This is a genomic window from Pseudomonas sp. HLS-6 TE3448 (genome assembly GCF_053629555.1).
Genome location: NZ_JBRJIO010000001.1, coordinates 686,044 through 703,636, shown reverse-complemented (window position 1 = coordinate 703,636; position 17,593 = coordinate 686,044). Strand labels below are relative to the sequence as shown.

Annotated in this window: 16 protein-coding genes; 7 read left to right on the top strand and 9 right to left on the bottom strand. The window is 60.9% G+C overall.

Going from position 1 to position 17,593, the window contains the following annotated elements; translation table 11 throughout:
• Positions 1 to 79: 79 nt before the first annotated feature.
• Complete coding sequence (gene miaB / locus AB7M23_RS03290; RefSeq protein WP_065760370.1) at positions 80 to 1,408, bottom strand: tRNA (N6-isopentenyl adenosine(37)-C2)-methylthiotransferase MiaB; 1,329 nt, start codon at positions 1,406 to 1,408, stop codon at positions 80 to 82.
• Between the two features lie 130 nt (positions 1,409 to 1,538).
• Here miaB and AB7M23_RS03285 point away from each other — a divergent pair, with 130 nt between their 5' ends.
• On the top strand, positions 1,539 to 1,865 hold the full coding sequence (locus AB7M23_RS03285; protein WP_065760371.1) for a DUF1820 family protein: 327 nt from the start codon (positions 1,539 to 1,541) through the stop codon (positions 1,863 to 1,865).
• A 19-nt stretch (positions 1,866 to 1,884) separates the two neighbouring features.
• On the opposite strand, the gene AB7M23_RS03280 is transcribed toward AB7M23_RS03285, so the two are convergent.
• The 4 genes from AB7M23_RS03280 to AB7M23_RS03265 all read right to left on the bottom strand — a co-directional run bounded on the left by AB7M23_RS03280 (position 1,885) and on the right by AB7M23_RS03265 (position 5,415).
• Entirely contained in the window at positions 1,885 to 2,433 is a 549-nt protein-coding gene (locus tag AB7M23_RS03280) for a tetratricopeptide repeat protein (RefSeq protein ID WP_065760372.1), read from the bottom strand.
• A 225-nt stretch (positions 2,434 to 2,658) separates the two neighbouring features.
• Positions 2,659 to 3,939 carry a glutamate-1-semialdehyde 2,1-aminomutase gene (hemL, locus tag AB7M23_RS03275; protein ID WP_330522772.1) on the bottom strand — a complete coding sequence of 427 codons (1,281 nt, stop codon included), beginning with the start codon at positions 3,937 to 3,939 and terminating at the stop codon, positions 2,659 to 2,661.
• Between the two features lie 15 nt (positions 3,940 to 3,954).
• Positions 3,955 to 4,581, bottom strand: coding sequence for a thiamine phosphate synthase (thiE, locus tag AB7M23_RS03270; RefSeq protein ID WP_454240206.1), 627 nt, complete (start codon positions 4,579 to 4,581; stop codon positions 3,955 to 3,957).
• Positions 4,582 to 4,617: 36 nt separating this feature from the next.
• A complete protein-coding gene (locus AB7M23_RS03265) occupies positions 4,618 to 5,415 on the bottom strand; it encodes a hydroxymethylpyrimidine/phosphomethylpyrimidine kinase (protein WP_065761254.1) in 798 nt (265 codons plus the stop codon).
• 265 nt (positions 5,416 to 5,680) lie between these two features.
• Between AB7M23_RS03265 and AB7M23_RS03260 the strand changes: the two genes are divergently transcribed.
• The 4 genes from AB7M23_RS03260 (at position 5,681) to AB7M23_RS03245 (ending at position 11,582) form a co-directional block, all read left to right on the top strand.
• Complete coding sequence (locus AB7M23_RS03260; protein ID WP_454240205.1) at positions 5,681 to 7,675, top strand: sensor histidine kinase; 1,995 nt, start codon at positions 5,681 to 5,683, stop codon at positions 7,673 to 7,675.
• Positions 7,676 to 7,754: 79 nt separating this feature from the next.
• The gene (locus AB7M23_RS03255) at positions 7,755 to 9,407 is read left to right on the top strand and encodes an acyl-CoA dehydrogenase family protein (RefSeq protein ID WP_454240204.1); all 1,653 of its coding nucleotides are present in this window, start codon (positions 7,755 to 7,757) and stop codon (positions 9,405 to 9,407) included.
• A 66-nt stretch (positions 9,408 to 9,473) separates the two neighbouring features.
• Complete coding sequence (gene amn, locus AB7M23_RS03250; protein WP_371918209.1) at positions 9,474 to 10,946, top strand: AMP nucleosidase; 1,473 nt, start codon at positions 9,474 to 9,476, stop codon at positions 10,944 to 10,946.
• 6 nt (positions 10,947 to 10,952) lie between these two features.
• Positions 10,953 to 11,582 carry a pseudouridine synthase gene (locus AB7M23_RS03245; RefSeq protein WP_099775892.1) on the top strand — a complete coding sequence of 210 codons (630 nt, stop codon included), beginning with the start codon at positions 10,953 to 10,955 and terminating at the stop codon, positions 11,580 to 11,582.
• Here the strand turns inward: AB7M23_RS03245 and AB7M23_RS03240 are convergent.
• Positions 11,579 to 11,782, bottom strand: a complete 204-nt coding sequence (locus tag AB7M23_RS03240) for a DUF2788 domain-containing protein (RefSeq protein ID WP_065761247.1) — start codon at positions 11,780 to 11,782, stop codon at positions 11,579 to 11,581. The two genes, AB7M23_RS03245 and AB7M23_RS03240, sit on opposite strands and share 4 nt — an antisense overlap.
• 56 nt (positions 11,783 to 11,838) lie before the next feature.
• The gene (locus AB7M23_RS03235; RefSeq protein ID WP_454240203.1) at positions 11,839 to 12,315 is read right to left on the bottom strand and encodes an Lrp/AsnC family transcriptional regulator; all 477 of its coding nucleotides are present in this window, start codon (positions 12,313 to 12,315) and stop codon (positions 11,839 to 11,841) included.
• Positions 12,316 to 12,754: 439 nt separating this feature from the next.
• Between AB7M23_RS03235 and AB7M23_RS03230 the strand changes: the two genes are divergently transcribed.
• On the top strand, positions 12,755 to 13,576 hold the full coding sequence (locus AB7M23_RS03230; protein ID WP_454240202.1) for a DUF6515 family protein: 822 nt from the start codon (positions 12,755 to 12,757) through the stop codon (positions 13,574 to 13,576).
• Positions 13,577 to 13,585: 9 nt separating this feature from the next.
• Here AB7M23_RS03230 and AB7M23_RS03225 read toward each other — a convergent pair whose 3' ends face one another.
• Together AB7M23_RS03225 and AB7M23_RS03220 are read right to left on the bottom strand one after the other, a co-directional pair.
• Positions 13,586 to 14,461, bottom strand: a complete 876-nt coding sequence (locus tag AB7M23_RS03225) for a cation diffusion facilitator family transporter (protein ID WP_099775888.1) — start codon at positions 14,459 to 14,461, stop codon at positions 13,586 to 13,588.
• A gap of 28 nt (positions 14,462 to 14,489) precedes the next feature.
• Positions 14,490 to 14,909, bottom strand: a complete 420-nt coding sequence (locus AB7M23_RS03220; protein WP_065761251.1) for a polyribonucleotide nucleotidyltransferase — start codon at positions 14,907 to 14,909, stop codon at positions 14,490 to 14,492.
• A 118-nt stretch (positions 14,910 to 15,027) separates the two neighbouring features.
• On the opposite strand from AB7M23_RS03220, the gene hrpB reads away from it, so the two are divergent.
• On the top strand, positions 15,028 to 17,556 hold the full coding sequence (gene hrpB, locus AB7M23_RS03215; protein ID WP_454240201.1) for an ATP-dependent helicase HrpB: 2,529 nt from the start codon (positions 15,028 to 15,030) through the stop codon (positions 17,554 to 17,556).
• Positions 17,557 to 17,593 lie beyond the last annotated feature (37 nt).

Here is a 17,593-nt window from a genome sequence, read left to right as displayed (position 1 = left end):
TAACCCCAGAGGCTCACGTGCGAAAGCGCTGAAACGTTCAAGGATTACCGGGCCCGGTGTGCAGGGCCCGGCCATGCCTTTACGGTAGCAGCGAGCCGAACAACGAGTGAGGCCGTGCATCGTCGATCTGCACGTCGACAAACTGCCCAATCAGTTTGGGATTGTCGCAGCGGAAGTTGACGATACGGTTATTTTCGGTGCGCCCTTGCAACTGCCCAGGGTCACGGCGTGAGTAATCGGTTACCAGAATGCGCTGAACGGTCCCGACCATGCGCCGGCTGATTTCAAAACCTTGATGGTCAAGGCGCTGCTGCAGTACCTGCAGGCGTTCCTTCTTGAGTTCTTCCGGCGTGTCGTCCGGCAGGTCGGCGGCCGGTGTACCCGGGCGCTGGCTGTAGACGAACGAGTAGGAGAAGTCGAAGCCGACATCGCTGACCAGTTTCAGGGTTTGTTCGAAGTCTTTTTCCGTTTCGCCGGGGAAGCCGACAATGAAGTCGGAGCTGATGCAGATGTCCGGCACCGCTGCCTTGAGCTTGCGCAGCTTGGACTTGTACTCAAGAACGGTGTGGTTGCGCTTCATCGCGGCCAGTACACGGTCCGAGCCCGACTGCACCGGCAGGTGCAGGTGCTTGACCAGTTGCGGCACGTCAGCGTGCGCCTGGATCAGGCTGTCGGAGAACTCCAGAGGGTGCGAGGTGGTGTAGCGGATGCGACCGATGCCGTCCACTGCGGCAACCACGCGGATCAGCTCGGCCAGGTCGGCCAGGCGCCCATCGTGGGTCAGGCCACGGTAACCGTTGACGTTCTGCCCCAGCAGGGTGATTTCACGTACGCCGTTCTCGGCCAGGTGAATGACCTCGGCCAGTACGTCGTCGAATGGGCGGCTGACTTCCTCGCCGCGGGTGTAAGGCACCACGCAGAAGGTGCAGTACTTGCTGCAGCCTTCCATGACTGAAACGTAGGCAGTAGGGCCGTCGATACGGGGTTCCGGCAGGTGGTCGAACTTTTCGATTTCCGGGAACGAGACGTCTACCTGTGGTTGCCGGGTAGTGCGGGCGGCGTCGATCATCTCCGGCAAGCGGTGCAGGGTTTGCGGGCCGAACACCACGTCGACATAGGGCGCACGCTTGCGGATGGACTCGCCTTCCTGGCTGGCGACGCAGCCGCCGACGGCAATGACCATTTCCGGGTTCTGTTCCTTCAGCTCACGCCAGCGGCCCAGCTGGGAGTAGACCCGGTCTTGTGCACGTTCGCGGATCGAACAGGTGTTGAGCAGGATGACATCGGCGTCTTCTGCCCGGGCGGTGACCTCCAGGGCTTGATGTTCGCCCAACAGATCGACCATGCGCGAGCTGTCATACTCGTTCATCTGGCAACCGTGGGTTTCGATATAAAGCTTCTTGGCCATGGGAGATCATCAGGTAATTCAAAGAACCGCGCATTATAAGGGGCGTCAGCGATGGTTCCTAGCGTTGTCGATCAGGTGGCTATGCTATAGTTTGCGCCCTCTTTACCACCTGTCTTCGTTCCCGCCGAAAATGACCAAACGTGCCGATCCGATCTACAAAGTGATTTTTCTCAACCAGGGCCAGGTATTCGAGATGTACGCCAAGCAGATCTACCAAAGTGATCTGTGGGGCTTTCTCGAAGTGGAGGAGTTTATCTTCGGAGAGCGCACCCAAGTGGTGGTCGATCCCAGTGAAGAGAAGCTCAAGGCGCAATTCGAGGGTGTGGTTCGCAGCTTCGTACCGATGCATTCGATCGTGCGTATCGATGAAGTCGAGCGGCTGGGGACACCCAAGATCAGTGAAGCGCGCGGGGGCGGTAACGTGATGCCGTTCCCAATGCCGATGCCCGAGAAGTAAGCAGGACGCTGCCCCGGCGTCAGGGGAGTGGCGAGAAGGGGGTGCGCCCTTCGGCGCTCTGCAGTTCCAGCAGGTACTTGCGGAAGATCTGCCCCAGTACTTGGGTAGCGACCTCCAGCTCGTCACGTGGCATTTGTGCCGACACCTCGTCGGCCATGTCCAGGGCGTCTTCGGCGCCATTGACTGCGGCCATTTTCAGCACGATGTAGGCTTGCACATTGTTGGCCGCCACGCCTTCTCCGCGGAAAAACATGGTGCCCAGGCGGTACTGTGCTTCAGCATGCCCTTGCAATGAGGCCTGTTCGAAGTAGCTCAGTGCCTTGCTCAGGTCGCGCGGTGCATTTTTACCCACATAGTAGAACTCACCCAACTCGTACTGCGCCTGGGCATCCCCGCCCTGTGCCGCTTGTTGGCAGTCAGCGAGTGCTTGCGCCAGGTCTTCGGGCTGGGAATCGAGGGTGCAGCGGCCGGTTGCCGGGATCAGCAACGAGTTACCGCCTGCTGTAGCCAGCAGGGGCTGAAGAAGCAACAGGCAGCCCAGGGCAAGGGCGCGGCCGGTGCGGTTCATGGGGATCGACTTACCTCTGCAAAGCTGCGGCCAATGTGTCTGGTGGCACATTATGGGATAACCTGCGCCAACCTTACAAAGTCTTTACTCGATTTTCTGCTTGAAGGGGTGTTTGGTGCTCGCTATTTGCATGTGCCGGCCTTGTTGGCGCTGCGGGCAACGCGTGCTCATTGGCATCGCGTCGGCCCCGCAGCGGCGACAAGACGGTCTGTTGCAGGCGGGCGCTTAGAGCTTGGCGAATGCCCGCTCAGCGGCGTCCAGAGTGATCTTCAACTCGGCTTCGCCATGGGCAATAGAGGTAAAGCCCGCCTCAAAGGCGCTCGGTGCCAGGTACACGCCACCTTCCAGCATCAGGTGGAAGAAGCGCTTGAAGCGTTCGGCATCGCTGGACATGACGTCGTCGAAGGTCACGATGTCGTCGGCAGCGCTGAAGTACAGGCCGAACATGCCACCCGCCTGGGTGGTGACGAACGGTACGCCTGCAGCATCGGCACGTTCCTGCAGCCCCTGGAGCAGGCGGCTGGTGAAGTCGCTCAGTTCGTCGTGGAACCCAGGCCGGCTGATCAGCTTCAGTGTGGTCAAGCCAGCGGCCATGGCCAGTGGGTTGCCCGACAAGGTGCCGGCTTGATACACCGGGCCCAGCGGCGCGATCTGCGACATGATTTCGCGCTTGCCACCGAAGCAGCCGACAGGCATGCCGCCGCCGACGATCTTGCCGAAGGTCGACAGGTCCGGGGTAACGCCGTAATAGGCTTGCGCACCGCCCAGGGCAACACGGAAACCGGTCATGACTTCGTCGAAAATCAGGACCACGCCGTGCTTGTCGCATTGTGTGCGCAGGCCTTCAAGGAAGCCGGGGGCGGGCGGCACGCAGTTCATGTTGCCGGCGACCGGCTCGACGATGATACAGGCGACCTCGTTGCCCACTTCATTGAGCATCTTCTCTACGGCAGCAAGGTCGTTGAACGGCAGGGTCAATGTATGTTTGGCGAACGCAGCGGGCACGCCTGCAGAGCTCGGTACGCCCTGGCTCAGAAGGCCAGAACCGGCTTTTACCAGCAGGCTGTCGGAGTGGCCGTGGTAGCAGCCCTCGAACTTGATGATGCTGTCGCGGCCGGTGTAGCCGCGGGCCAGGCGGATGGCGCTCATGGTGGCTTCGGTACCGGAGCTGACCATGCGAACCATTTCCATCGACGGTACGATCGAGCAGACCAGGTCGGCCATCTCGGTTTCCATCGCGGTCGGGGCGCCATAGGACAGGCCGTGCTCCAGTTGCTTGCGCACCGAGTCAAGGACGTCTGGGTGGCTGTGGCCCAGAATCATTGGCCCCCAGGAACCGACGTAGTCGACATAACGCTTGTCGTCTTCATCGGTAACGTAGGCGCCTTCGGCGTGCTTGAAGAACAGCGGGGTGCCGCCAACGCTGCGGAATGCGCGGACTGGCGAGTTCACGCCACCTGGGATGTGCTTCTGGGCATTGGCAAACAGGGCTTCGGAACGGGACATGAGGGTCTCTCTCAATCAAACAGATTCGAACAGGGCGTTGAAGGCGCGTGCGCGGCGGGTGACTTCCTGCGCGCTTTCGGCACCAAACAGCCCGTGGATGACGGCCAGCAGGTCGGCGCCATGGGCGACCAACGGTGCGGCATTGTCCAGGGTAATGCCGCCGATCACGGCAATCGGCAGGTTGACCCGGCGGCGAGCCTGTTCCAGCAGTTCGACGCTGGCGGCCGGCGCACCGGGCTTGGTTACGGAATTGAAGAAACGACCAAAGGCCACATAGCTGGCGCCTTCGCGCGCGGCCTGCTCCGCCAGTTCAAGCTGGGCGTGGCAGGTGGAGCCAATGATCGCCTGTTGCCCCAACAGCGCGCGGGCCGGCGTCAGCGGGCCGTCGGTCTGGCCCAGATGCACGCCGACACCCAGGCGCGCGGCCAACTCGGCATCGTCATTGATGATCAACTGGGTGGTGTAGCGTTCGCAGAGTTTGGCCAGGGCTTCGGCTTCGCGCAGACGTTGCGCAGCGTCGTCACTTTTGTCGCGGTACTGCAACAGGGTCACGCCGCCATCCAGCGCGGCTTCGACATGAGACAAGAACCGACCGGCCAGTAACTGGCTATCTGTAATGGCGTACAAACCGCGTAACTTCATTGCTTGAGCCTCGTGGCCGTGACCGTAAAGCAGTCGTCAGGAACAGAAATCCAGGGGCAGACGGCGCGGTACGTACTGGCCTTTGCCCAATTGTTCGGCATCGCGCAGCGTTCGCCAGGTGTAGTCCAGCGCGGATCGCACGGCGCTCTCCAGTTGTTCGCCCAGCGCCAGGCGGCCGGCGAGGGCACTGGCCAGGGTGCAGCCGGAGCCATGGTAGCTGCCAGGCAGGCGCTGGCAGGTCCAGGTGTGGCGCTGGCCATCGCGGCTGTACAGGCGGTTATGGATCTCGTGCTCGTCACCGTGACCGCCGGTAATCAGCAGGTACTTGCAGAATGGCAGGAGCTTTTCCGCACATTCATCGGCAGTCCCTTCCGGGAGTTCAGCCAGAATGCGTGCTTCCGGCAGGTTCGGTGTGGCGATGGTGGCAATCGGCAGCAGGCGTTCGCGCATGGCGTAACCCACTTCATCCTTGCCCAGCCGTCCGCCGCCGCCTGCACGCAGCACGGGGTCACAGACCATCGGCAGGTGCGGGTGGGCGGCCAGTAGCTCGACCACGGTATCAACCATTTCCAGTGAGCCGAGCATGCCCAGCTTGACGGCTGCTACCGGCGAGTCGTTGAGCACGGCATTGGCTTGGGCCAACACCCACTCACGATCAAGGACGCGGAAGTCGCTGACATTGACGGTATCCTGCACGGTCAGGGCGGTCACGGTGGGTGCAGCGTGACAGCCTTGAGCGATCAGGGCTTCGATATCTGCCTGCAAGCCGGCGCCGCCACTGGGGTCGTGGCCGGAGAGACAGAGGACAACGGGGCGGGAGCTGTAGGTATTCATGGTGCGCGAGCTTAACACCAAACGCATTTTGCGGGTCTTCCCCTGCCAGGTTGATTTTTTGGTAAAGGGGTCAGGTATTTTTGCGTTGGTTGTCTGTAATGCCCGAAATAGAGCCTTTTCTTTGTATTTTGGAGTGGCGGCTAGTAAGCCGCGACAGCTATGCTAGAGTGCTCTCAATACTGATAACAGGCACCGCCGGATTTCGTCGTCTCAAAAGGAAAGGAGGCGAACGCGACGCAACCGGGGCAGACCATGCTGGGGCTGTATGCGCTATTTGCTGATTTTTTTGCTGGGCTGCCTGCCAACCTTTGCTGGCGCGGTCGACTTTGACGACGCCACTCGCAACCTGCCGTTAGGGCGCTTGATGCAGGTCTATGAAGACCGTGAAGGCCATGCCGATATTACTCAGGTGAGTGCTGCGGCCTTCAGCGATCGATTCAGCTCCCATGACGCTGACGTGCTCAACGCAGGCTATTCAAGATCGGTGTTCTGGCTCAAGGTGGACCTGCGCTACCTAGCCATGCCCCAGGCAAGTGCGCGTAGCTGGTTGCTGGAGCTGGCCTACCCGCCGCTTGATCATCTGGAACTGTATCTCCCCGACGACAGCGGCACCTACCGGTTGGCTCAGCGCACCGGTGATGCGTTGCCTTATGACAGCCGTCAGATCAAACAGAACAACTACTTGTTCGAATTGCCGTTCAAGCCTGATCAATCGATGACGGTCTACCTGCGCCTGCACAGCGAAGGGTCGGTTCAGGCGCCGTTGACCTTGTGGGCTACCGATGCCTATCTGGAGGCACAGCCGACACGCCTGTATGTGCTGGGCCTGATCTATGGCGTGCTGCTGGGGATGCTGGTGTACAACCTGTTCATCTACATCAGTGTGCGCGACACCAGTTACCTCTATTACATCCTCTACATCGCCTCGTTTGGTTTGTATCAGGTTTCGGTAAACGGCGCCGGGGTGGCTTACTTCTGGCCGGAAAACCCCTGGTGGGCCAATGCGGCCACGCCGTTCTTCATTGGTGCGGCGGGTTTGTTCGGTTGTCAGTTCGCCCGAAGTTTTCTCCAGATGGCGCAACACAGCCGAGTGCTTGATCGTTTGTTGCTTGCCTTGATGGCCTGTGCGGTCGCGGTCGTACTGATGTCGTTGACCCTCAGCTACGGCATAGCCCTGCGCCTGGCGACCTTGCTGGCGTTGATGTTCACCCTCAGTATTTTTACCGCCGGTGTGTTCGCCTGGTGGCGCGGGTTGAGGGTTGCGCGTTACTTCATCATTGCCTGGTCGGCGTTTTTGCTCGGTGGTTTGGTGAACACCCTGATGGTGTTGGGCTACCTGCCGAACGTCTTCCTGACGATGTATGCCAGCCAGATCGGTTCTGCGCTGGAGGTCGGTCTGCTGTCGTTGGCGCTTGCCGACCGAATCAACAGCATGCGCGATTTGCAGGCGCGAACCTTGCGCGAAACCGGGGAGAGCCTTGAGCGGCTCAATCAGCAATTGGCCAAGAGCAATCGGCTCAAGGATGAGTTCCTCGCCACCGTGACGCATGAGCTGCGCACACCGATGAACGGTGTTATTGGTTGCCTGGAACTGATGCAGACCCTGCCAATGGAGCCAGAGCTTGCGCAGTACCAACAAACGGCCAGCGGCTCGGCGCGGGACATGATGCGGATGGTCAATGACATCCTGGTGCTGACGGAGCTCCAGGCCGGGCGACTGCAGCAGCACAACGAACCCTTCAGCCTGCGTGGCGTCTTGCATGAGTTGCGTGGGCAGTTCACCGCTCAGGCGTTGCACAAGGGCTTGTACGTTCGCCTCGAGATCGCTGCCGGCTTGCCGGATACCGTGATCGGTGATCGACAGAAGCTGGCCTCATGTTTGGGTTACTTGCTCGATAACGGCATCAAGTTCACTCATCGTGGTGGTGTGACCGTGCACATCAACGGCGTGCCACAAGGTTCTGGGCAGTTGTGCCTGACCGTCAGTGTCCGTGACACTGGAATCGGTTTTGCGTGCCTGGACCAATCGACCGTGTATCAGCGTTTTTTCCAGATTGATGGTTCGATGACCCGTGAGTACGGCGGGTTAGGCATCGGTTTGGCGATCTGTCGGCAATTGGCCGAATTGATCGGGGCCCGTTTGACCCATGAGTCGCAGCCGGGCGAAGGCAGTTGTTTCGAGTTGTCCCTGTGTGTGGCGGCCAACCCCGTGCAAATCGCCGACATGAGCCTTAATCGAGGCCAAAGCCCGGTTAGTTAGGCGCTTTTGTCACTTTGACCCGGGGGCGGCGCGTGATTCACTGAGGTTCAGTCATGCGTGAATCTGTCAGGAGCCCCCGATGAACCTGCACCAGTACGCTGAAACCCACGAGGTCACCAACCAGCCACCGTCATTGGATGGCGCCAACCTGTACCGCATTGATCTGCCTTTGCAGCAGTGGTCGCAACGCTTCGGTGCGGGCTGGGCGCAAGCACGGATCGACGCCTACGGTGCACTTGCCGGTGGGCCGCTGATGGCCGCCGGGTTCCTTGCCAACCAGCACAAGCCCCAATTCAAGAGCCATGATCGCTACGGCAACCGGATCGATCTGGTGGAGTTCCATCCTGCTTATCACGAGCTGATGCGAACGGCCATCGAACATGGCTTGCCCTCACTGCCCTGGACCTCACCGGGCGAGGGCGCTCATGTCGCACGTGCTTCGATGACTTATCTGCACAGCCAGGCCGAGGCCGGTAGTGGTTGCCCGTTGACCATGACCTTTGCAGCGGTGCCGACCCTCAAGTTGCAGCCAGAGCTGGCCCAGTATTGGCTGCCCAAGGTACTCGCTACCGAGTACGACCCGCGCAACGTCGGAGATCGGCACAAGGCGGGCGTTACGCTGGGCATGGCCATGACCGAGAAGCAGGGCGGCACCGATGTGCGTGCCAACACCACCCGGGCTTACCCCGTCGGTGTGGCAGGCCCAGGCCAGGCCTACGAACTGGTCGGGCACAAGTGGTTCTGTTCCGCGCCCATGTGCGATGCCTTCCTGACCTTGGCGCAGACCCATAAGGGGTTGAGTTGTTTTCTGCTGCCGCGTCACCGCCCTGACGACAGCCGCAATCAATTCTATATCCAGCGCTTGAAGGACAAACTGGGTAACTGCTCGAATGCGTCCAGTGAGGTGGAGTTTCGCGGCGCCCTTGCCTGGATGGTGGGTGAAGAGGGACGCGGGGTGCCAACCATCATCGAAATGGTCGGCATGACCCGCTTCGATTGCATGGTCGGCTCCAGCGCGTTGATGCGCCAGGCGTTGACCCAGGCTGCGCATCACTGTGCTCACCGCCAGGTGGGTGGGCGCCTGCTGGCCGAGCAGCCACTGATGCAGAACGTCATTGCCGACCTGGCCCTGGAAAGCGAGGCCGCCTTGGCCCTCAGCCTGCGCATGGGGCACGCCCTGGATCAGCCTGATGATCCGCAGCAGGTGCGATTTGCTCGCCTGGTGACGGCCGTGGGCAAGTACTGGATCTGCAAGCGCGCCCCGGCAATGATCAACGAAGCGGCCGAATGCATGGGCGGTGCCGGTTATGTCGAGGACAGTATCTTGCCGCGGCTGTACCGCGAGGCGCCGGTCAATTCGACCTGGGAAGGCTCCGGTAACGTGCAGTGTCTGGATGTACTGCGGGCATTGTCGAAAGAGCCGGGCGTGCTCGATGCCCTGTTTGCCGAGCTTGGTGATGGCCATGGCGATGCGCGTCTGGCGGCGCACATCGTCGCGCTGAAGAAAGCATTCAGTGATGTCAGTGATATCCAGTACCGGGCCCGGCAACTGACTGAGGCGATCGCCTTGGGGCTGCAAGCCAAGCTGCTGCTGGAGGCCGGTAATGCTGCTGTCAGCGATGCATTTATTGCCAGTCGTCTGAGTGGCGATGGTCGCGTGTACGGGACCTTGCCACGTGGTCTAGACGTCGCTGCGTTGGTCCAGCGTTCGACGCCGCATTGGCCACTCTAAACAGGCGTGCCTTTAGGCGCAGATGTAGGCAAGATGGAAACCTGCATGTCAGACAGGAAGTACATTGTGAACCGCACTGTTGAAGCCTTTGTTGTCGTAGAAACCGCCGAGGAGGCGGTTGATCGTCTGGCCGCCCTGCATGAGCAGGCAACCGGGGCCTTGAGTCAGGCGCTCAAGCGCTACCTCAAGGACCGTACCGAGCCGAGCGCCGCCGAACGCGCACAGTTCCGATATCCTGAATTACGTCTGACCTATCAGTATCAAGGTGAAGTGCCAGCCATCACGCGGGCCTACGCCAAGGTCCAGTTACCCGGCACCTACAGCATTACCGTGACTCACCCGGCGGCGTTTCGCAGTTATCTGCTGGAGCAACTGCGCCCGCTGATGCGAGATTTCACCGTGACGGTGGAAGTGGGTGTCAGCGAGCAGAACATTCCATACCCTTATGTGGTTGAGCAGGGCGATGAGTTGGCGGGCAGTGGCATTACCGCCGCCGTGCTGGCACGGGTCTTCCCCAGTACCGACCTGTCGGCAGCCACCGATGGTATTGCCGACGGCCTGTATGACTGGGCCAACGTCGATCCGCTGCCGCTGGCGTTGTTCGATGCGGCGCGGGTGGACTTCTCATTGCGTCGTCTGGTGCATTACACCGGCAGCGACTGGCGTCATGTGCAACCGTGGATTCTGCTGACCAACTACCACCGTTACGTCGACCAGTTCATCAGCCATGGCCTGGAGCGTTTGCGCGACGATCCACGTTTTGTGCGGATGATCCTGCCGGGCAATGTCATCATCGAAAAGGCCATGGACAACGGTGAAGCCCAGGCGCTGGTTGCCGGAGTGGTCTGGCACCGTTACCAGATGCCGGCGTATCACCTGATCGCGGCCGATGGGCATGGCATTACCTTGGTCAACATTGGCGTCGGCCCGTCCAACGCCAAGAACATCACCGACCATCTGGCGGTACTGCGTCCGCATTGCTGGTTGATGATCGGCCACTGTGGCGGCCTGCGGCAGTCGCAGACCATTGGTGACTACGTACTGGCTCACGCCTATATGCGTCGCGATGGAATTCTTGATCGCGTGGTACCGCCTAACATCCCGATACCGGCGTTGGCTGAAGTCCAGCTGGCACTGCAGGAAGCCGCAGCGCAGGTGACGGGTGAGCGTGGTGATGAGCTGAAAAAACGCCTGCGTACCGGCACGGTATTGACCTATGACGACCGCAACTGGGAGCTGCGCTGGGCCCAGGAGCGACCGCTGATCAACCTCTCGCGAGCCGTGGCAGTCGACATGGAAAGCGGTACGATTGCGGCGCAGGGTTATCGCTTGCGGGTGCCCTATGGCACGTTGCTGTGTGTCTCGGACAAACCGTTGCACAGTGAAATCAAGCTGCCTGGTTCGGCCAACGCGTTCTACAATCGAGCGGTCAGCCAGCATTTGAAGATTGGCATCGCGGCACTGGACCTGCTGCGTAACCAACTGAACGCGCTGCACTCGCGTAAACTGCGCAGTTTCGATGAGCCGCCGTTCCGCTGAGGCCCCATGCCGTTACCCCCTCGTACCAAGCCGCGCCGCCCTGCGGCCAAGCCGTTCGCCCCGCGTCGCCAAGCCAAGGCGCCGCCGGCCGAACCGCGGCTGATCCTGTTCAACAAGCCCTTCGACGTCTTGACCCAGTTCAGTGACGGCGAGGGGCGAGCAACGCTCAAGGACTACATCGACATCCCCGGAATTTATCCGGCAGGGCGCCTGGACCGTGACAGTGAAGGGCTGTTGTTGTTGACCAATGACGGTCAGTTGCAGGCCCGCATTGCCGACCCCAAGCACAAGCTGGCAAAGACCTACTGGGTACAGGTCGAAGGTGAACCGAGCGATGAGCAATTGCAGCGGTTGCGTGATGGTGTTGAGTTGAACGATGGCATGACCTTGCCAGCACAGGCACGCGCCTTGGATGAGCCGGAATTATGGCCGCGCAATCCGCCGGTGCGCTTTCGCAAGAGCGTGCCGACCCATTGGCTGGAGCTGGTGATCAAGGAGGGGCGTAACCGTCAGGTGCGGCGCATGACCGCAGCGGTAGGCTTGCCGACCCTGCGGCTGGTCAGGGTCAGGATCGGCAACTGGACGCTCGATGGGCTTGATCAGGGCTGCTGGCGGGAAGTCCCGGCCAAGCTCTAGACCCCTTCGATGTAGCCGATCACCACGCTCTTGATGATGAAGGCAAGGATGCCCAGGCCCAGCACGAAGAACAGAATGAACGTGCCGAATTTGCCAGCATTGGATTTTTTCGCCAGGTCCCAGACGATAAAACCCATGAAGCCAATCAAGATGGTGACCAGGCCGGTCATCATCCACTCTTCAAATACCGCAGGATCCATCGATCTTCTCCAGGCAGGCTGAGGCGCGGCATTATACGCCTGTACGAATGGCCTGACTAACGCAGGTGCGTCAACGGTAGTTCGGTGCTGGCCAGTACCTGGTTGAGTACGAAGCTTGAGCGTACGCTGGTCACCCCTTCGATACGCGTCAGGTGGCCGAGCAGCAGCTTCTGGTAGTGGTCCATGTCGGGCACCACGACTTTGAGCTGGTAGTCAGCGTCCATCCCGGTGACCAGGTTGCATTCGAGCACTTGCGGCAGGTTGCGGATGGCTGCCTCGAAGGTTTCAAAACGCTCTGGTGTGTGCCGGTCCATACCGATCAGGACGTAAGCGGTCAGGCTTAAACCGAGCATCTTGCGGTCGAGCAGGGCAACCTGGCGGGCGATGTAACCGTCATCTTCGAGTTGTTTGACCCGCCGTGAGCAGGGCGACGGCGACAGGCCAATACGCTCGGCCAGCTCCTGGTTGGAGATGCGCGCATCGCGCTGCAATTCGGCAAGAATACTCAGGTCATAGCGGTCCAGCTTGCTCATGGATCAGGCCTTTTCTGTTTCGATTGCGCTGAATTATCTATCTTTAGTTAAAAATTGCGCAACTAGTGTTTTGATCAGCAATATTCGCAATCCGCTGCCGCAGCTGTCGCCGTATTCTTATTTCCAGAATCACTGCCCGGACATCAGTCCACGGCGGCTGACCCAATCAGGACAGCCGCGGCCAGCAATCCCACAGGGTTGTGCTCGGCCCCCGGGCTACACACTGTCCAGAAGACGGCGTGAGGTGAGCCGGCGTCAAAAGCGTCGAGCACGGACAAAATTATCAAGGGGAGGCCTAAGGGCCTCCCTTTTTTATGCCCTGAATTTTTCATCTACCGGTCGATTACCCGCCCTGGCAGGCCTGATAGAGTGATGGCAGAACACGCCTGTGGTTCTGCTGTATTCGCTACAGCCCCATCTTGACCCCGTGAGGAACAGCATGAAGTCGTGCATCTGGCGCCTGGCCGGTGTTGGTCTGTTTTGTGTGAGTATGAGCGCCCTGGCGCAGGGTGAGCGTTATGGCCAACAGCCGTCCAATGGCGAGGAGCAGCCCACCGCCTCGCTACCGATCCAGTCACGTCCGGATGAAGTGCGTCAGACGCAGCAACCGCGGCAGGGATACTATCAGGACATTCCACGACGCAATGGCTACAACCAGCACTGGCAGGCGGGTGGTGCCGGGCAGCGACCGCATGAGGATTGGCCGGGGCGGCCTGATGGGCATGGCAATGGCTGGGGTGAAGGCCCGCAGTATCGACCGGGGCATGTGATCGATCGCTTTCCAGAGCAGTCCTGGAAAGTCCCCTACCGAGGCCATGATTACTTCTACTCAGGTGGTTACTGGTATCGACCGCAAGGGCCGCGCTATGTGGTCGTGGCACCGCCTTACGGGGCAAGGGTGACCTATTTGCCGCCCTACGCGCGCGAGGTGTGGGTTGGCAACGCGTTGCTGTTTATGGTCGCGGGTACTTATTACCAATACCTCAACGACCGCCAGGAGTATGTGGTGGTCAATCCACCGCAGGCCAATACGGCGCCTCAGGCTGAACCGAGTAACGGTTATGACGTGATTGCCTACCCGGCCGAGGGGCAGACGCCGCAGCAGATCCAGCAGGACCGCTACGAGTGTCACCGCTGGGCTGTGGAGCAGAGTGATTTTGATCCGGCAGCGGCCAGCTACGCGCCGGCTGCCTATGTGGCTGACAACTACCGGCGTGCGCTGGGCGCGTGTCTGAGCGGGCGTGGCTACAGCGTGAACTGATTCCTGTGCTTAGTGTGGCGCCGGGTCGGCGTGTACCAGCACTTCGGCCCTGGGGAAGCGTTCGTTGATTGCCGCTGCCGCTTCTTCGCAGAGTGAATGGGCTTCGCGCAACGGCAAGTCGCCCGGCAACTCCAGATGCAACTGAACGAACCAGTGCTGTCCAGAGATGCGCGTACGCAGGTCATGAGCGCCCACGACACCTTTGACGGAACAGGCCAGCGCGAGCATTTCCTCGCTGACGTCTTCTGGTAATGCCGTGTCCATCAGGATCGCCGTGCTTTCGCGAGCGATCTGCAGTGCACTCCAGAGGATGTACAGTGCGATTCCCAGGCCGAAGTAGGCATCCAGTTGCGGCCAGCCGAACATGGCCAGCACCAGCGCCAGCAAAATACTGCCATTGAGCAGCATGTCGGAGCGGTAATGCAGCGAGTCGACGCGAATGGCCGTGGAGCCGGTGATACGGATGACGCGTGCCTGGAGCATCAGCAAGGCCGCCGTCAGCACCAGCGACAACACCATCACGCCGATACCGACGCTGGTGTTGCCGAGCGGTTCTGGGGTTTCCAGCCGATGGTAGGCCTGGATGCCGATCAATACGGCACTGACCCCGATGAACAGCGCCTGAGCCATGCCGGCCAATGTTTCCGCCTTGCCGTGACCGTAGCGGTGATTGTCATCGGCAGGACGCAGGGCGTAATGCACTGCCAGCAGGTTGAGAAAGGACGACACGCTATCGAGCAGCGAGTCGGTCAAGCCTGCCAGCAGGCTGACTGACCCGCTAAGCCACCAGCCTATGGCCTTGGCCAGTACCAGAGTACAGGCCACCGCAAGCGACGCGCGGGTGGCCAGGCGCAACAACCGTTCATGTTCAGCGGCTTCACTCATGGGGTATCTATGTCCGTGGAGGGTTGTTTCAGGCAGCAGGCTTGAGGCCGTACATTGCCAGTTGCTCGACACTGCCTTTGTGCTGGATCAGGCGTGGGTCATTGAGTGGCAGGTGCTGGTTCAGCTCCTGCTGGAGGATGGCTTGCAGTTTTACCAGGTCCACTTTGCCGTCAGGCCCCAGGGCCGGTTGCAGTTTTTCCGGTGATATCTGGGCGTGCCTGCCGCCCGGCATGTAGATAGCGCCGGTGGCAAAGTCGATGCCGAAGGCGATCAGGCCGGGGATGACAAAGAACAGGATGCCGATGGCATCCATGGCGGCAATCACCGGGTCGATCTTGCCGGAAATCTGGCCGCGTCGATCCGGGTAGAACAGGGTGCCGCAGGCCGTCAGTTGGGTCAGTAAGCAGGTGATCAGAGCACCGCCAATGAGGCGGGAAGGCATACGCATAGAAATCTCCGCAATTGAGGTTACAAAGGAGCAGGCAGTGCACCTGCAACTGCTGATCAGACCATGATAAGGCATCCTAGGTTCGCCGTTATACTCGGCCCATTGTTTGAGGGCCACCATGATTTCATTACCGATCGACAACGTACTTCCCGCTCTGCGCCAAGCGCTGGGCCAACGCCATGAAGTGGTGCTGGAGGCGCCACCGGGCGCAGGCAAGACAACCCGCGTGCCACTGGCGTTGCTGAACGAGCCTTGGCTGGCCGGGCAGCGGATCCTGATGCTTGAGCCGCGCCGCCTGGCCGCACGTGCCGCAGCGGAGCGACTGGCCAGTGAGTTGGGGGAATCGGTCGGCGAAACGGTGGGCTATCGCATTCGCCTGGACAGTAAAGTCGGCCCGCGTACGCGCATCGAAGTCGTGACAGAGGGCATCCTGACGCGGCGCCTTCAGGAAGACCCTGCACTCGATGGCGTGGGCTTGTTGATCTTCGACGAGTTTCACGAGCGGAGTCTGGATGCGGATCTGGCCTTGGCCCTCAGTCTCAATGGGCGTGACCTGCTACGCGACGAGCCGCCGCTGAAGATCATGCTGATGTCGGCGACGCTGGAGGGCGAGCGGCTGTCGGCGTTGCTCGGTGACGCGCCGGTGGTCAGCAGCGAAGGGCGCATGTACCCGGTTGACGTGCGTTGGGGCAGGCCGTTCCAGCCCGGCGAGTTCATCGAGCCGCGCGTGGTCGATACGGTCCATCAGGCACTGGCCGACGAGCCGGGCAGCCTGCTGGTGTTCCTGCCGGGGCAGGCGGAAATTCGCCGAGTGCATGACTCGTTGCAGGCGTCGTTGGGTGGACGACAGGACATCCTGCTCTGCCCGCTACACGGTGAGCTCGAACTGAGTGCCCAGCGTGCAGCCATCGATGCGCCCGCGCCGGGCGTGCGCAAGGTGGTGTTGGCCACCAACATCGCCGAGACCAGTCTGACCATCGACGGTGTTCGGGTGGTCATTGATGCAGGGTTGGCACGGGTGCCTCGGTTCGACCCTGGCAGTGGCATGACGCGTCTGGACACCCAGCGAATTTCCCGCGCCAGTGCTACCCAGCGGGCGGGCCGGGCCGGGCGTCTTGAACCAGGCGTGTGCTACCGGCTTTGGTCCGAAGCGCAACATGATCAGTTGGCGGCATACGCCAGTGCGGAAATACTCCAGGCCGATCTGGCCGGGTTGGCGCTGCAACTGACCCGCTGGGGTGTGACGCCGGGGCAATTGAGCTGGCTCGATCAACCCCCAGCGGCGGCCTATGCACAGGCCCAGGACCTGTTACTGCGGCTCGGCGCGCTCAAGCCCGGGCAACTGCTCAGCCTGACTGCCCATGGCCAGGCAATGGCTGAATTGCCGGCGCATCCACGTATTGCGCATTTGCTATTGCGTGGCCAGGCGCTTGGGTTGGCCGAGATGGCCTGCGATGTTGCGGCCCTGCTGGGGGAGCGCGACATTCTGCGCGGTGCGGGCGCCGACCTGCACAGCCGTTTGACCCTGCTCAGTGGTGAAACCCGTGCTTCCCGTGGTGGGCAGGGTGGTGTTCAGCGCGCGCGGCAATTGGCCCGGCAGTACCGTGGTTACTTGCGAGGAAAAGCATCGAGCGCAGTGCCAGACCCTGAGCATCCTCGCTGGCTTGGCGCGTTGCTGGCATTGGCGTATCCAGACCGTGTTGCACAGCAGCGCCGTGCCGGGGGCGCGGAGTACCGGCTGGCCAATGGGCGAGCGGCCCTGTTTGGTGAGGTCGATGCGCTGATGAAGGCGCCGTGGTTGGTGGTTGCTGATCTGGGCAGTCGTCAGGGCCAGCGTGAGGAGCGTATCTACCTGGCGGCCGAGTTCGACCCGGCGCTGTTCGATGGGGTGCTGGCCGAGCAGGTCGAGTGCCTCGATGTGCTCGACTGGGATGAGCGTGAAGGCGTGCTGCGTGCCGAGCGCCAGCGTAAGGTCGGGGAACTGATTTTGGCGCGCGAGCCGCTGACCGGCCTGGATGATGACGCCCGTGCCCGCGCATTGCTTGACCTGGTTCGGCGCAAGGGGCTGGAGTTGCTGCCGTGGACGCCGGAGTTGCGCCAATGGCAGGCCCGGGTGGCGTTGCTGCGTCAGTTGGACCTGGCCACAGGGGGCGACAGTGAATGGCCGGACCTGAGTGATGCGGCGTTGTTGGCGGGCCTTGAGCAGTGGTTGCAGCCTTATATGGGCAAGGTCACGCGCTTGAGCCATTTCGCCCAGCTCGACCTCTCTTCAATTGTCCGCAACCTGTTGCCCTGGCCGTTGCCACAACGCCTGGACGAGTGGGCTCCGATGCACCTGAGTGTGCCGTCGGGTTCCAGCATTCGTCTGGATTACAGCGAGCATCCACCGATCCTTGCCGTGCGCCTGCAGGAGTTGTTCGGCCTGGCGGAAACACCGCGTATTGCTCAGGGCCGCCTACAGGTCAAGCTGCACCTGCTGTCGCCTGCGCGTCGACCGGTGCAGGTCACTCAAGATCTGGCCAACTTCTGGCGCAGCACATACAGCGAGGTCAAAAAAGACCTGAAGGGCCGTTACCCCAAGCTATTCCATAAGTTAGACCCTTGGGTTGAATCGCTTAACAAAAATAGGTTGACAGATAAGGAGTAATTTGAAATTGCGTAACATGTAGGCTTGACTACCTTCT